Raw genomic sequence first — 14,564 nt, forward strand, 5'->3', positions numbered from 1 at the left:
GTCTCAGCCGGCCAGCAGCTTCTTGACCGCCGCTGCCACGCGGCCGCCCTCGGCCTGGCCCGCGACCTTCGGGTTCACGATCTTCATGACGGCGCCCATGGCCCGCGGGCCCTCGGCGCCGGCCGCCTTGGCCTCCTCGACGGCTTGGGCGACGATCTGGTTCAGCTCGTCGTCGCTGAGCTGCTTCGGCAGGTACGCGGCGAGGACCTCGCCCTCCGCCTTCTCCCGCTCGGCCGACTCGGCACGACCACCCTGCGCGAAGGCGTCGGCCGCCTCACGGCGCTTCTTCGCCTCGCGGGTGATCACCTTCTGCACCTCGTCGTCGGAGAGCTCACGCTTCTCCTTGCCCGCGACCTCCTCCTTGGTGATCGCGGCGAGCGTCAGCCGGAGCGTCGAGGAGCGGAGCTCGTCGCGCTCCTTGATCGCGGCGTTGAGGTCTTCCTGCAGCTTCGACTTGAGCGTGGTCATGGCGTTGATTGTCGCAGGTGTGGGCAGCGGAACGCCCGTTGATTTCAAGGGACCCGCGCGCGGACGTCGTACCGGAAGCGGTCGAGGACGGCCGGTCCTGCGGCGCTCTGTGGGTCTGACACGATGGGTTGTATGCACGCGCGCTACGGAGTACCCCTGGGCATCGCGGCGGTCGGCGCCGCCGGTCTTCTCTACTCGGCGGGTTTCGAGGCCCGTTCCTTCCGCCTGCGACGGGTGACGATCCCCGTCCTGCCCGCCGGCATGCGTCCGCTGCGCGTGCTCCAGGTCTCCGACATCCACATGGTCGGCGGCCAGCGCAAGAAGCAGCGCTGGCTGCGCTCGCTGGCCGGCCTGCGCCCGGACTTCGTGATCAACACCGGTGACAACCTCTCCGACCCGGAGGGCGTGCCCGAGGTCCTGGACGCGCTGGGCCCGCTGATGGAGTTCCCGGGCGCGTACGTCTTCGGCTCGAACGACTACTACGGCCCGAGGCTGCGCAACCCCGCCCTCTACCTGCTCGAGAAGACGCAGGGCCGCCACGGCCTGAACGGCAACCCGCCCGTCGTCGGCGCCATCCACAACCCGTGGGAGGACTTGCGCGACGGCTTCGACGCCGCGGGCTGGCTCAACCTGACGAACACGCGGGGGACTCTGAAGGTCGAGGGCGTGTCGGTGGAGCTCACCGGCCTGGACGACCCGCACATCAAGAGGGACCGCTACGAGCAGGTGGCCGGTGGCCCGTCCGGCGCCGCCGACTTCTCGATGGGCGTGGTCCACGCGCCGTACCTGCGCGTCCTGGACGCCTACACGGCCGACGACTACCCCCTGATCCTCGCCGGCCACACCCATGGCGGACAGCTCTGCATCCCCTTCTACGGCGCCTTGATCACCAACTGCGACCTGGACACGGACCGCGTGAAGGGCCTGTCCACGCACACGGCGGCCGACCGCACGGCGTACCTCCACGTCTCAGCGGGCTGCGGCACGAACCGCTACACCCCGTTCCGTTTCGCTTGCCCGCCGGAGGCGACGTTGTTGACGTTGGTGGGGCGGGAGTAGGTCGTAACGCGGGGCGGGAGCCGGCCGCAACGAGGGGGGCGGGAGTCGGCCGTAACGAGGGGTTGATGTGGGCCGTAGCCAGCGGGGCGAGAGCGGGGAGGAAGCGAGGAGCCCACGGCGGCACCCCGCGCCATAAACCCCATTAACCCGCACGGCCCACCCACATCGCCCATTTCGCCCACGCTCCTTAGCTTGAGGGCATGACCGCCCCGATACCCAGGGACATCCCGGACCTCCCCGCGATACCGGGCATCCCCGCGCTGCTGCCCTCCCACGTCCCCGCCACGGCGGTGATGGCGCCCGTACGCCGCCCCCTTGCCGCCGTGTTCCGCCTGGTGGTGGCCCTGGCCGCGGCTGCGGCGGTAGCCGTCGAGCTGGCCCTCGGCAGCCCCATGCGCACCCTGAGCCACTTCACGATCCAGAGCGACATCCTGCTGGCCCTTGTCTTCATCGCCTCGGCCCGCCGCGCCTGGACCGCCCGCCGCCCACTCCCCTCGTCCCTGACGGGCGCCACGCTGCTCTACGCCCTGACCACGGGCCTCGTCTACCACCTGCTCCTGGCCGACGGGACGAGCCCCTTCACACTGCCCGGTGTCCTCACGGGCGAGGCCACCGACCCGACGGGCTGGCACGCGATCACCAACCAGGTCCTGCACACGGCGACGCCCGTCGCGGCCCTGCTGGACTGGCTGCTCCTGACCGCCCCCGGCCGGCTGCACCTCCGCCAGGCAGCGACCTGGCTGATCTATCCCCTCACCTACCTGGTGTTCACCCTCACCCGAGGCGAGCTCCTGGTCCCCGACACGCCGGCCCGCTACCTCTACCCGTTCCTGGACGTGGGCCGGCACGGCTACCGGAGCGTCCTGGCCAACGCCCTCCTCATCGGCCTCGCCATCTACGGCTTGGCCATCCTCCTCGTGGCCCTCGACCACGCCCGCCCCAACCCGATCCGCCACCGCGCCCATCACCGCACGAAAACCGGATTTCGTCTCCAGCCACCGGTGGGCTAAAGTAAACGTCGTCGCCGCGACAAGCAGTGACATCGGGGTGTAGCGCAGCTTGGCAGCGCGCTTCGTTCGGGACGAAGAGGTCGTGGGTTCAAATCCCGCCACCCCGACAGAGAAACACCAGGTCAAGGGCCTGATCCTCAACGAGGATCAGGCCCTTCCTGCTTTTCTGGAGATCGTTTGGGAGAAATCTGGGAGAAGATCTTGGTCGGCTTCTCCCAGCTGACTGGCCGTAAGGACCGCCTGGGCCAGGTCGCGTCGCAGGTGCACGTGTGCTGTTCTGGAAGCAGCCGCAGGAGGCAACACCGATGCGTCGCAGCCGGACTTCCGCCTTCGTACCCACCCGGTCGCCCGCCCCCACCGGAGCAGGCGGGGGGTTGCTGCCCACGCGGGATCTCGCGGCCGCCTGGATCCTCGTCGTCCTGATCGCGGTGCCCGCCTGGGCGCTGACGATCGGACAGGCCCGGGACATGGGGGTCGAGCCCGGCACCATGGGGATGGCGCTGCCCCTGTTCCTGCTGCTCTGGGTGACGATGATGGCGGCCATGATGCTGCCGTCCATGGCACCGGTGACCCTCACCTGGGTGCGGGGCATCGGACGGCAGTCCTCAGGCTGGACCCGGGCCGCCCGATCCATCGAGTTCGTGGGCGGGTATCTGTTGGTGTGGACGGCGTTCGGACTGCTCGCCTACGCGGCCCTGACCTTCACCGGCGACTTGGTGGACGACCATCCGACCGCCGGACGCTGGATCGGCTCGATCGCCTTCCTGCTGGCCGGCCTGTACCAACTCGGTCCCCTCAAGCACGTCTGCCTACGGCACTGCCGCGACCCGCTGAGCCATCTGGTGCGCTACGCCGGCTTCCGGCGACCGGCCCGCGACCTGCGGGTGGGCGTCCACCACGGCGCCTACTGTGTCGGCTGCTGCGCCGGACTGATGGTCGTCCTCATTCCGCTCGGCGTGATGAACGTGGCGGCGATGGCCGGACTGGCCTTGGTGATCTTCATGGAGAAGCTGTGGTCCCGGGGCCTGCTTCTCACCAGCGTCGTGGGCGTCGCCTTCCTCGTCCTGGCCCTGCTCGCCCCGTTTCAGGACTGGCTGCTGCCGGGGCTGCAGGGCTCGATGCCGTCAATGGACGGCATGTGATCACCCCTATACGTGCCAGGTCACTTCCCTGGCGCTCCCGCCCACTCGGCAGATGTGGGTCCGCTCGATGAGCGGCTCGCCGCCGCTGCCCACCACAGGGGCCATGGCCGACGTGGGCCGGTTTCCCGACCGGGACGTGAGGCGCAAGCTGGAGGGGAGGCCACCCTCCCGATCCCGGGAGCGGGCTCGGGATACGCGGTCTCGCCACTCCGAGTGAGCTCTTTCGGGCTCGGCAGGAGGGAAGCGGGATGACAGAAGAGGCCACCACCGTTACGCGCTGGCACCTGGCCGGCGACTGGTTCGACGTGTGCAAGTGCGCCATACCCTGCCCCTGCACGTTCGCGCAGCCCCCGACCTACGGTGACTGTGAAGGCGTACTGGTCTGGCACATCCGGGAAGGCAACTTCGGAGACGTACAGCTCGGCGATCTCAACGTCCTGATGCTCGGCTCCTTCGAGGGCAACCCGTGGGCCGGCACGCATACCGATCCGTACGCCGCGGTCTTCCTCGACGAACGCGCCGACGACCAGCAGCGGGCTGCACTCGGGGCCGTCTTCGGCGGTGAGGCGGGCGGATGGCCGGCACAGTTCGGGGAGATGTTCCACCCCGAGATGCGTGGCATGGACATCGCCCCCATCCACGTGGAGATCGACGAGGACCTTGCCACCTGGCGAGCCGAGATCCCAGGCCGTGTCACGGCGACCGCCGAGGCTCTCACCGGCCCGACCACCCCGAACGGCGCACGCGTCCAGGTCCACAACGCCCCAGGCGCCGAAGTGGGGCCGGGCCAGATCGCCACATGGGGCCGAGCCACCGTCGACCGCGCCGACGCATTCGGCTTCTCCTGGGAACGCTCCGGCAAATCGAGCAAGTACTTCCCATTCGACTGGAGCGGCCCTGACTGAAGAGCCGGCTGCCCGGCCTGGTTGCGCACGACGGACGACCTGTGACTCACTGCAGTCCGCGCCCATCGCAGGACGCCAGTACTGCCCCACGCTGGGAGGAATCTGGCACTCGGACCTGCGCGTTGGTACGCAGCGCAACGAGAGCCTCGGTCGCGCCTCCACCGCCCATGCCGGCATCTTCGTCGCCGGCTTGATCGCTTGCGCGTGATCGCCAACCCTGGATCGCTCGGAGGTGAGCAGGCCGGTCTCCTTGAGCGTCTCAGCGGTGTTCGGGGTTGGCCGCGTCGGCACGGCAGCCGGCGTCCCATTCGGAGCGCTGGTTGCCATGGGCCGGCACGCCACCCGAGCGCTTGAGCAGGGCAGCCAGGTGCATCAGGTTCCAGGTCATGAAGGCGGTGTTGCGGTTGGTGAAGTCATTCTGCGGGCCGCCGGAATCCGGGTCGAGGTATGACGGTCCGGGGCCGGCCGCGCCGATCCAGCCGGCGTCGGCCTGGGGCGGGATCGTGTAGCCGAGGTGCTGGAGGCTGTAGAGGACGTTCATCGCGCAGTGCTTGACGCCGTCCTCGTTTCCGGTGATCAGACAGCCTCCGACGCGGCCGTAGTAGGCGTACTGGCCCTGGGAGTTGAGCAGTGAGGAGCAGGCGTAGAGGCGCTCGATGACCTTCTTGGTGACGGAGCTGTTGTCGCCCAGCCAGATCGGGCCGGCCAGGACCAGGATGTCGGCGGCCATCACCTGCTCGTACAGTGCGGGCCACTCGTCGACTGCGAAGCCGTACTCGGTCATGTCCGGATATACGCCGGGGGCGATGTCGTGGTCGACGGCCCGGATCTCGGAGGTGGTGATCCCGCGCTCCATCATGACCGCCGCGCTCTTGTCGATCAGTCCCTGGGTGTGGCTGAGCTGCGGGGACGGCTTGAGCGTGCAGTTGATGAACAGGGCGGTGAGGTCGTCGAAGCGGTAGGAGTCGTGCGAGGAGGGGGCAGGCGACGTTGCCATGGGGGTCTCCCTGGGCGGCGAGTGGGGGGGGACGCGTACGGCAGCGTCTCGCGGAGGTGCCGTTTTGTCCCCTTCCGACGCGCCTTCGACGTCTTACGGAGTGATGACGTGCCGGGCCGGTCACGGGGCGCGGCGCCGCCACGGACCTAGCGTGGCCGTATGCGTGTACTGGTCACCGGCGGTGCCGGGTTCATCGGGTCCCATGTCGTCGAGGCGCTCGCGGCCCACGGGCACGAGCCGGTCGTGTACGACGTCCGGGCGGATCCCGGCGCCGATGTGCGGGACCCGGTGGCGGTCGCCCGCGCGCTGGCCGGTGTCGACGCCGTCTGCCACCAGGCGGCCATGGTCGGGCTCGGCGACGGGGTCGCCGACGCGGCGGAGTACGTCTCGCGCAACGACCTGGGCACCGCCGTGCTGCTCGCCGCGATGGCCGAAGCGGGGGTACGGCGTCTCGTGCTGGCCGGGTCGATGGTCGTGTACGGGGAGGGGCGGTACGAGTGCCGGCGGCACGGGGTGGTGCGGCCGGGGCCGCGGGACGTCGCCGATCTGGACGCGGGGCGGTTCGAGCCGCCGTGTCCGGTGTGCGGCCAGGCACTGGCTCCCGGGCTGGTCGGGGAGGACGCGCCGGTCGATCCGCGGAACGTGTACGCCACGACCAAGCTCGCGCAGGAGCACCTGGCCGCCGCGTGGGCCCGGTCGACGAGCTGCTCGGCGGTGTCGCTGCGCTACCACAACGTGTACGGGCCCCGGATGCCCCGCGACACCCCGTACGCCGGGGTCGCCTCCTTCTTCCGGTCCGCCCTCGCCCGGGGCGAAGCGCCGCGTGTCTTCGAGGACGGCCGTCAGCGACGGGATTTCGTGCACGTGCGGGACGTGGCCGCCGCCAACGTGGCCGCGCTGGAGGCGGCCGGGGCACCGAGCGGGGCGCTGACGGCGTACAACACGGGCAGCGGTGAGCCGCACACCGTGGGCGAGATGGCGCGGGCGCTGGCGGACGCGTGCGGGGGACCCGAGCCCGTCGTCACCGGCGAGTACCGGCTGGGAGACGTCCGGCACATCACCGCGGACTCCGCACTGCTACGGTCCGAGCTGGGCTGGAAGCCGCAGGTCGGCTTCGCGGAGGGCATGGCGGAGTTCGCGCGTGCCGGGATGCGGTGGGCGTAGGACCGGTGGTGCTGCCCGTGTTCAGGAAGCGGCGGCGGGCAGCACCACCTCGAAGCGGCAGCCGCCCGGGATGTTGCGTACGGTGGCCCGCCCGTGGTGGGCCTCCACGATCCCGCGGACGATGGCCAGACCCAGCCCCGCGCCTGCCGGTGGGGTCCGGGCGTGCGTGCCGCGCCAGCCGGTGTCGAAGACGCGGGGCAGGTCCTCGTCGGGGATGCCGCCGCAGCCGTCCGTGACGGACACGACCACACCGTCGGGCGAGCGCTCGGCGGCGACCGCGACCGTGCCGTCGGCGGGGGTGCGGCGGATGGCGTTGACCAGGAGGTTGCCCAGGACGCGGCTCATCTCCTTGCCGTCGACCTCGACCGGGACCGCGTCCACATCGTCGCCGACCAGCTTTACGCCGTGTTCGCGGGCGAGCGGGTCCGCGCCCGCGAGGGCGTCGCCGATCAGGTCGTACAGGGAGATCCTGGCGGGGTTCAGGGGCAGGGTTCCGGCGTGGATGCGGGAGAGTTCGAAGAGGTCGCCGACCATGTCGTTGAGGCGTTCGACCTCGGTGCGGATCTGCCTCAGGTAGCGGTCGGGGTCGGCGGCGACTCCGTCTTCCAGCGCCTCGGACATGGCACGCAGGCCGGCCAGCGGGGTGCGCAGGTCGTGGGAGATCCAGGCGACCAGTTCGCGTCGGGAAGTCTCCAACGCGCGTTCACGGTGGCGGGATTCGGCGAGCTTCGCGCTGGTGGCCGCCAGCTCCCGGCTGAGTGACTCCAGTTCGGCGGTGGCCGGAACGTCGGGCGCGGAGAAGTCGCCGCCGTCGCCGAACGAGCGGGCGGCGAGGGCGAGTTCACGGCTGCGGGCGACGACCCAGCGGCCCAGCAGCAGCGCGGTCGCGAGGGAGACCACGGCCGCCATCGCCACCACGGTGGTCACCACGGTGAGGTCGTGCGGCGACAGGAACATCGCCCAGGCGACGGCGAGCGTGCCCGCGAGCATGGCGACCACTCCGACCGCGGCGACCACGGTGAGCGAGGCGGTGAGCGAGCGGCGGCGCAGCAGGCGCAGCGCACCGGCTCCGGCCAGGCCGGTGACGGCGGCACCGGCGAACGCGTACAGGGCGATGAGGAAGGTGTCGCGCACGGTCAGTCCTCCTCCCCGCCGCCGGGTTCGAAGCGGTAGCCCACGCCCCACACCGTCTGGATCAGCCGCGGCCGGGCCGGGTCGTCCTCGACCTTGCCGCGCAGCCGGCGGACGTGGACGGTGACGGTGGACAGGTCGCCGAAGTCCCAGCCCCACACCTCGCGCATCAGGTCTTCGCGGCCGTACGCCCGCCCCTGATTGCGCAGGAAGAAGGCGAGGAGGTCGAACTCGCGGAGGGTGAGGGCGAGTTCGGTGCCGTTCTTGGTGGCGCGGCGGGCGGCCGGGTCGACGGTCAGGCCGGCCGCGCTCAGCGCCCGCGTACCTGCTTCGGGCCGTACGCGGCGCAGCACCGACTCCACTCTGAGGACGAGTTCGCGGGGGCTGAACGGCTTGGTGACGTAGTCGTCGGCGCCGACCTCCAGGCCGAGGATGCGGTCGTCCTCGTCGCCGCGCGCGGTGAGCATGATGACCGGCACGGGCCCGTGGCCGCGCATCCGGCGGCAGACCTCCAGGCCGTCCATGCCGGGCAGCATCAGGTCCAGCACCACCAGGTCCGGCCAGTGTGCGGCGGCCCGGCTCAGGGCTGCCGGACCGTCGTCGGCCCGGTCGACGACATATCCGGCCCGGTCCAGGTAACCGGCGACGACCTCCGCGACCGTGGGGTCGTCATCGACGACCAGGACCCGGCCGCGGGCGTCCGCTGCGCCCGACTCGTACGACTGCTGCATGCCCCCAGCCTCGCACCGGGCCTGCCTCTGTGCGGCTTCCGTCGGCTCCCGGGGCTCCGACGTCCGCGTTTCGTAAGGAGCGAAGGACCGATATGCCCGATTCCCGTTCGTAGGGTGAGAGCCGTGACCACCGACGGAGATGTAGATGTCGTGCTCCCCTGCCTGAACGAGGCCGAGGCCCTGCCCTGGGTCCTGGCCCGGATTCCGGCCGGCTGGCGGGCCCTGGTCGTGGACAACGGCTCCACCGACGGTTCGGCCGAGATCGCCCGCACGCTCGGCGCGACCGTCGTGCACGAGCCTCGGCGGGGTTTCGGCGCGGCCTGCCACGCGGGGCTGACGGCGGCCACCGCCGAGTTCGTGTGCTTCTGCGACTGCGACGCCTCCCTCGACCCGGGCCGGCTGGAACCCTTCGTTCGCGAGGTCCGCTCCGGCGCGGCCGACCTGGTGCTCGGCCGCAGGCGGCCGCAGAGCCGCGGCGCCTGGCCTCCGCACGCCAGGGCCGGCAACCTCGCGCTCGCCCTGCTGCTGCGCCGCCGCACCGGTCTGCGCCTGCACGACCTCGGACCCTTGCGCGCCGCCCGCCGAGAGCCCCTGCTCGCCCTCCACCTCACCGACCGGCGCAGCGGCTACCCGCTCCAGATGGTGGTGCGCGCCGCCGACGCGGGCTGGCGCATCGCCGAGCACGACGTCCCCTACCTGCCCCGCACCGGCGCCTCGAAGGTGACGGGCACCTGGCGCGGCACCTGGCAGGCGGTGCGGGACATGAGCCGCGTGCTGAACGAAGCACGCGTGAGCGAGAGGACGGCGGCCCGGTGACCACCCTCCTCGTCATCGCCAAGGAGCCTGTGCCGGGCCGGGTCAAGACCCGGCTCACCCCGCCGTTCACGCCGTCGGAAGCTGCGGCGCTCGCGGAGGCCGCGCTCGCCGACACCCTGCGGGCCGTGGCGGCAACGCCCGCCGCCCGCCGCGTCCTCGTGCTGGACGGCACTGCCGGTCCCTGGCTTCCGTCCGGCTTCGACGTCGTACGGCAGTGCGCGGGCGGTCTCGACGAACGGCTCGCGGCCGCTTTCGCCGGGTGCGACGGCCCCGCCCTGCTGATCGGCATGGACACCCCGCAGGTGACGCCTCAGCTGCTCACCTTCGACTTCGCGGACTGCGACGCGTACTTCGGTCCGGCCGAGGACGGCGGCTTCTGGGCCCTCGGGCTGGCCGAGCCCGACCCCGCCCTGCTCCGGGGCGTGCCCATGTCGACGCCGGTCACCGGCGCCGTACAACGGGAGCGGCTCGTGCGCGCGGGGCTGCGCGTGCGGGACCTGCCCCGCCTGCGGGACGTCGACACGGCCGCAGACGCCCACGCCGTCGCCGCGCTCGCCCCGCGCGGGAAGTTCGCGGCACGGCTGGCCCGGTGCCGGGCGGTGACGCGCCCATGACCACGACGCCTGCCGCCTGGGCCGTCGCCGACCCGTACGCCACCGCCCTGCGCGCCGGTCGTGGCCCGCTGTTCCTGCGGCGCGCCGACGGCTGGCTGCTGCCGCTCGACGTCGAACGCTGGTGCGCGCACGCCGACCCGGTCGACCTCGACGTACTGGCCCGGTGCGAGGGCGCCGTGCTCGACGTCGGCTGCGGACCCGGGCGGCTCGTCGCGGAACTCGCCGCGCGCGGCCGGACCGTCCTCGGCATCGACGTCAGCGAGACCGCCGTCCACCACGCCGTACGGCTCGGGGGCCAGGCACTGCGACGCTCGGTGTTCGACTCCCTGCCCGGCGAGGGCCGCTGGGGCACCGTCCTGCTCATGGACGGCAACGTCGGCATCGGCGGCGATCCGGTCGCCCTGCTGGACCGGGTGGCCGAACTCCTCTCCCCCGGCGGCCTGTTGATCGCCGAGACCGCGCCGGTGGACATCGACGAGCGTGTCGAGGTGCAGGTCGTCGACGTCACCCACGGCTGTGCATCGGACGGCGCGTTCCCCTGGGCGCGGCTCGGCACCCCGGCCCTGCTGCGTCATGCACGCAGGGTGGGGTGGAGGGCTGTCGGTCAGTGGACGGCCGGCGGGCGCTGCTTCGTCGCCCTGCGCAGCCGCAGCGCCAGCAGTAGCGCCGAGGCGCCGAAGAGCACGGCAGTGATCAGCAGCCAGCGGGCCAGGAAGCCCTCCGGAGACAGTCCGGTGCCCAGGCGGTAACGCCGCTCCACCATCCCGCTGATCAGCGGGAACCACACCAGCAGGAGCAGACCGGACAACGCTGCCGGGACCCGGACGTACATCGCCCACTCCCGTCGTCCTGCCGCGCCGAGCCCCCGTACGACGGACCGGTCCGCCACCGCGTACAGCGGCAGCAGGACGAGGTCGTGCAGCAGCGCCGCCCCCACGAACCACACCGCCACCGCGAACCAGTCGTCGGCGAGGAGGCGCACCCCCGCGTAGCCGGCGAGTGCGAACGAGGCGGCGAGCAGCAGAAGTTGGAACGGACTTCCGACAGGGATCGGCGGTCGGCGCATCAGTCGGGGCATCAGAGGTCTCCGAAGGTCATACGGGCCACCCACTTGGTGTTCAGCACGCCGGGCGCCGCGGGCACGATGATCCGTGCCGGGAAGCCGTGGTCGGGGGACAGGTCCTCGCCGTTGACGTACAGGGCGAGCAGGGAGCGCGGGTCGGCGACCTGGTTGGCCCGCAGGGCGGCACGGCGGAAGGCGCCGCGTCGCTGGAGGGACTCGACGAGCACGTCCGGCGGATCGTCGTCGTACCCGACGAGCGCGGCGAGGTCGCGCAGCCGCACGCCGAGCCACCACTGGTCGGACGTCGACCAGCCCTCGACGCAGGCGATGGGCAACGCCGCGCTGTGCAGGGGAAGTCGGGCCAGCTGGGCGCGGCTCAGGCGGACGGTACCGGTGCGTCCGGTCACGACGAGGTGCCAGGCGTCCTCGGTCGTCTCCGCCGCGTCGATTCCTGCGTACCGGGCCGTCTTGTTGATCTGGAAGCCGTTCGGGCCACTGCCCGGATCGGCTCCGCCGTGCGGGGCCAGCAGGGCGGTGCGCCGCAGCAGTCCGTCGAAGCTCTGCCCGACCGTGGTCGCGAACAGCAGCAGCGAGCCGCCCCCGACGAACCACAGGGCACCACGCCGGGAGACGGTCGGCGGATCCGGGCGCGGGGAGACCAGGTCGTCCTTCTCCTCCCGCAGGTGCCGCAGATTGCGCAGTGCCATGGGCGTCTTCAGTACGACGTGGACGATGAACGCGGCGAAGAACACCCACGCCCCGTAGAAGTGCAGGGTGTAGAAGGACCCCGGGAAGATGTAGTCCAGCTGGATGTTGAGCACGCCGGTCACGAACTCGAACAGCGCGCCGCCTACCAGCAACAGCAGCGAGATCCGCTCCAGGGCGTGCGCGAGCGAGCGGGCCGGCGGCAGCGCGAACAGCCTCGGGATCACCGACCACAGCTTGGCCAGCAGCACCGGGATCAGGGTGACGCCGAGCGTGACGTGAACACCCTGGTTCAGCCGGTACAGCCAGTGCGGGTCGGTGGGCCAGGAGAACAGGTAGAAGCCGAGGATCCCCTTGTCCGGGGTCTTGTCGTTCACCGGCGACAGGTTCGGGTTGTAGGCGGCGTAGGACACCAGCCCCGTCACGAACAGCACCGTGATCCCGCCGAGCAGGACGACACCCAGCACCGAGGTCAGCCGCGGGCCGCGCAGGGGGCTGCGCCAGAAGCCCGGCGAGGAAGGAGACCGTGTCATGGCTCGACCGTAGGTGCGACACACCCCCGGAACGGCTCCGCGACCCATGACGAAACGCTGACGTCTGGCCCGGACGGAGGTACTTCAACCCGGCGCCCGGCCTAGCGTGCGGATGTGACCCGCCCCCTCCTCCGCGATCTGTACGCCGCCCTGGCCGCCGCCCTCCTCGTCACGGCGGCCGTACTGGTCGGACGGCACATCCAGCACTCCCACCACACGCTGTTCGTCAACTGGCCACCGCTGCTGGCCACTTGGGCCCCACACGTCGGTCCCGGCACCCCGGCCGCCCTCCTCGTGGCGGCGGCCGTGGTGGCATACGGCCCCGTCCTCGCCGCCCGGCTGCCCTGGCGGGTCCTGCTCGCGACGGCCTGGGCGACGGCAACGGCCTGGATCGCCTCCCTCGCCCTGATCGACGGCCGGCAGCGGGGCATCGCGGGCCGGCTCACCACCCCACACGAGTACCTCCAGGTCATCGACCGCTTCGACGACATCCCGGCCACCCTGCGGGACTTCACCCACCACATCCTTCTGGAGTCCCCCGACAACTGGCCTGCCCATGTCGCCGGGCACCCCCCGGCGGCGACGCTCACCTTCGTCCTCCTCGACCGGATCGGCCTGCGGGGCGGCGGCTGGGCCGGGGTGTGGTGCATCGCCGTCGGCGCCACGGCATGCGTGGCCGTGCTGGTCGCGGTACGGGCACTGGCCGGTGAGAACCTCGCGCGACGAGCGGCGCCCTTCCTGGTCCTGGCCCCGGCCGCGGTGTGGATGGGCACCTCGGCCGACGCGTACTTCGCGGCGGTCGCGGCGTGGGCCGTGGCGCTGCTGGCACTCGCGGTCACCGGTCGGTCCTGGTGGTGGGCGGCAGCAGCCGGACTCCTCTTCGGGCTCACCTGCTACCTCTCGTACGGCCTCACCCTCGTCGCTCTCATCGGCGCGGCGGTGCTGCTGCTCGGCCGACGGCACGTCCGGGAGCGGCCCATGCTGCTCGCGGCGCTGCTCGCCGGTCTGGCCGTCGTCCCGACGGCATTCACCCTCGCCGGGTTCGACTGGTGGGAGGCGTACCGGCTTCTGGTCACGCGCTACTACCAGGGCGTGGGCGGCATCCGCCCGTACGGCTACTGGGTGTGGGCGAACCTCGCCTGCGCGGTCCTGATCACGGGCCTGGCGACAGCACCGGGGCTGCGGCGGACGGGTGCCGTGCTGCTCCGGCGGCGCACCGAACCCCACGGGCACGTCCGCCTCGCCCTTCTCGTGTCCGCGGCCCTCCTCGCCCTCCTGGCCGCCGACCTGTCCGGCATGAGCAAGGCCGAGACCGAACGCATCTGGCTCCCCTTCGCGGTGTGGCTGCTGCCGGCCTGCGCCCTCCTCACCCGACCCCGCGCCTGGCTGGCCGCTCAGGCGGTACTCGCGCTGCTTCTCAACCATCTGCTGCTCACCGGGTGGTGACGCTGGGGAGGGAGCCCGGTCTGGTGGCTGCCGTCGGCGCGGAGGGCGGTGAGGGTGTCGTCCAGCGACGTCAGTCGCTCTTGTTCGGCTCCGGTGCACCGGGGTCCGTCGGGGTGGTGCGGAGCATGGCCTTGTAGAGGGCGTCGTGTTCGGGTGAGGCGGGCAGGGGGCCGCGGGCCGGGGCCTCGAAGGACTGGAGGAACAGGGCGACGACGCGTCGCCAGGAGTCGGGGGCGGCGTCGCTGGTGGCGTTGATGACGCCGGCGTTGGCCATGTGGAGCAGTACCAGGTCCGAGGACTCGAAGTCCTCCCGCAGGCGACCTGTGGCCTTGGCCCGGCTGATGAGTTCCACCATGCCCTCGTACGCCTCGTTCCGGCGCTTCTCCAGGGCTTTGGCGGTCGGGAAGGTCGTGGTCAGGACGTCCGCGAAGCCGTAGTCGGCGGCCTGCATCGCGCAGGCCGCCTCGATGTAGACGGTGAAGCCGTGCCAGGGGTCGGGGTCGTCCAGAGCGACGGCGACCGCATCGACGTAGGCGTCCATGCGGTCGCAGAACACGGCTTCGACCAGCTCCTCCTTGGTGGGGAAGCGGCGGAACATGGTGGCGATCCCGACCCCCGCCTGACGGGCCACGGAGGCCATCGAGGCGCCCAGGCCGTCACGCGCGAACACCGTGCGCGCGGCAGCGATGATCCGCTCCCGATTGCGCTCGGCGTCACTGCGCAACCGCTGGTCGGCCGGGGCGTCACGGTGCTCGGAGGGAGGGTTCATACCAGTCAGCC

General features: G+C 71.7%; 15 protein-coding genes and 1 tRNA gene. 10 read left to right on the top strand and 6 right to left on the bottom strand.

The features are described from left to right. Positions 1-3: 3 nt before the first annotated feature. Complete coding sequence (locus EHO50_RS26375) at positions 4-468, bottom strand: GatB/YqeY domain-containing protein (RefSeq protein WP_128433690.1); 465 nt, start codon at positions 466-468, stop codon at positions 4-6. A gap of 132 nt (positions 469-600) precedes the next feature. On the opposite strand from EHO50_RS26375, the gene EHO50_RS26380 reads away from it, so the two are divergent. The 5 genes from EHO50_RS26380 to EHO50_RS26400 all read left to right on the top strand — a co-directional run bounded on the left by EHO50_RS26380 (position 601) and on the right by EHO50_RS26400 (position 4,584). Further along, positions 601-1,527, top strand: a complete 927-nt coding sequence (locus tag EHO50_RS26380) for a metallophosphoesterase (RefSeq protein WP_128433691.1) — start codon at positions 601-603, stop codon at positions 1,525-1,527. 200 nt (positions 1,528-1,727) lie between these two features. Beyond that, positions 1,728-2,537, top strand: coding sequence for a Pr6Pr family membrane protein (locus tag EHO50_RS26385; RefSeq protein WP_128433692.1), 810 nt, complete (start codon positions 1,728-1,730; stop codon positions 2,535-2,537). Positions 2,538-2,570: 33 nt separating this feature from the next. Next, positions 2,571-2,644 (top strand) — tRNA-Pro (locus EHO50_RS26390). Between the two features lie 198 nt (positions 2,645-2,842). Next, positions 2,843-3,679, top strand: a complete 837-nt coding sequence (locus tag EHO50_RS26395; protein WP_128433693.1) for a DUF2182 domain-containing protein — start codon at positions 2,843-2,845, stop codon at positions 3,677-3,679. 248 nt (positions 3,680-3,927) lie between these two features. Beyond that, positions 3,928-4,584 carry a DUF1326 domain-containing protein gene (locus tag EHO50_RS26400; protein ID WP_128433694.1) on the top strand — a complete coding sequence of 219 codons (657 nt, stop codon included), beginning with the start codon at positions 3,928-3,930 and terminating at the stop codon, positions 4,582-4,584. 259 nt (positions 4,585-4,843) lie between these two features. On the opposite strand, the gene EHO50_RS26405 is transcribed toward EHO50_RS26400, so the two are convergent. Next, the gene (locus EHO50_RS26405; protein WP_128433695.1) at positions 4,844-5,581 is read right to left on the bottom strand and encodes a flavodoxin family protein; all 738 of its coding nucleotides are present in this window, start codon (positions 5,579-5,581) and stop codon (positions 4,844-4,846) included. A 159-nt stretch (positions 5,582-5,740) separates the two neighbouring features. Here EHO50_RS26405 and EHO50_RS26410 point away from each other — a divergent pair, with 159 nt between their 5' ends. Then, on the top strand, positions 5,741-6,745 hold the full coding sequence (locus EHO50_RS26410) for an NAD-dependent epimerase/dehydratase family protein (RefSeq protein ID WP_128433696.1): 1,005 nt from the start codon (positions 5,741-5,743) through the stop codon (positions 6,743-6,745). Between the two features lie 21 nt (positions 6,746-6,766). On the opposite strand, the gene EHO50_RS26415 is transcribed toward EHO50_RS26410, so the two are convergent. Both EHO50_RS26415 and EHO50_RS26420 read right to left on the bottom strand, forming a co-directional pair. Beyond that, positions 6,767-7,879, bottom strand: coding sequence for a sensor histidine kinase (locus EHO50_RS26415; protein WP_128433697.1), 1,113 nt, complete (start codon positions 7,877-7,879; stop codon positions 6,767-6,769). A gap of 2 nt (positions 7,880-7,881) precedes the next feature. Continuing rightward, positions 7,882-8,607 (bottom strand): response regulator transcription factor, encoded by a 726-nt coding sequence (locus EHO50_RS26420; RefSeq protein ID WP_128433698.1) that lies wholly within the window; start codon positions 8,605-8,607, stop codon positions 7,882-7,884. Positions 8,608-8,721: 114 nt separating this feature from the next. Here EHO50_RS26420 and EHO50_RS26425 point away from each other — a divergent pair, with 114 nt between their 5' ends. The 3 genes from EHO50_RS26425 to EHO50_RS26435 are packed head-to-tail and all read left to right on the top strand — an operon-like array spanning position 8,722 to position 10,786. Beyond that, on the top strand, positions 8,722-9,423 hold the full coding sequence (locus tag EHO50_RS26425) for a glycosyltransferase family 2 protein (RefSeq protein ID WP_128433699.1): 702 nt from the start codon (positions 8,722-8,724) through the stop codon (positions 9,421-9,423). Continuing rightward, a complete protein-coding gene (locus EHO50_RS26430) occupies positions 9,420-10,037 on the top strand; it encodes a TIGR04282 family arsenosugar biosynthesis glycosyltransferase (protein WP_128433700.1) in 618 nt (205 codons plus the stop codon). Before EHO50_RS26425 ends, EHO50_RS26430 begins: the two co-directional genes overlap by 4 nt. Then, positions 10,034-10,786, top strand: a complete 753-nt coding sequence (locus EHO50_RS26435) for a class I SAM-dependent methyltransferase (protein ID WP_128433701.1) — start codon at positions 10,034-10,036, stop codon at positions 10,784-10,786. The genes EHO50_RS26430 and EHO50_RS26435 overlap by 4 nt, the downstream gene beginning before the upstream one ends. 328 nt (positions 10,787-11,114) lie before the next feature. Here EHO50_RS26435 and EHO50_RS26445 read toward each other — a convergent pair whose 3' ends face one another. Next, complete coding sequence (locus tag EHO50_RS26445; RefSeq protein WP_164904951.1) at positions 11,115-12,338, bottom strand: molybdopterin-dependent oxidoreductase; 1,224 nt, start codon at positions 12,336-12,338, stop codon at positions 11,115-11,117. A 114-nt stretch (positions 12,339-12,452) separates the two neighbouring features. On the opposite strand from EHO50_RS26445, the gene EHO50_RS26450 reads away from it, so the two are divergent. Next, positions 12,453-13,784: a glycosyltransferase family 39 protein gene (locus EHO50_RS26450; RefSeq protein WP_128433703.1), complete on the top strand. Its 1,332-nt coding sequence runs from the start codon at positions 12,453-12,455 to the stop codon at positions 13,782-13,784. Between the two features lie 70 nt (positions 13,785-13,854). Here the strand turns inward: EHO50_RS26450 and EHO50_RS26455 are convergent, their stop codons facing one another. Then, entirely contained in the window at positions 13,855-14,553 is a 699-nt protein-coding gene (locus EHO50_RS26455) for a TetR/AcrR family transcriptional regulator (RefSeq protein ID WP_128433704.1), read from the bottom strand. Positions 14,554-14,564 lie beyond the last annotated feature (11 nt).

Origin of the sequence: Streptomyces cyaneus (assembly GCF_004028635.1) — a bacterium.
Classification (GTDB): domain Bacteria; phylum Actinomycetota; class Actinomycetes; order Streptomycetales; family Streptomycetaceae; genus Streptomyces; species Streptomyces cyaneus.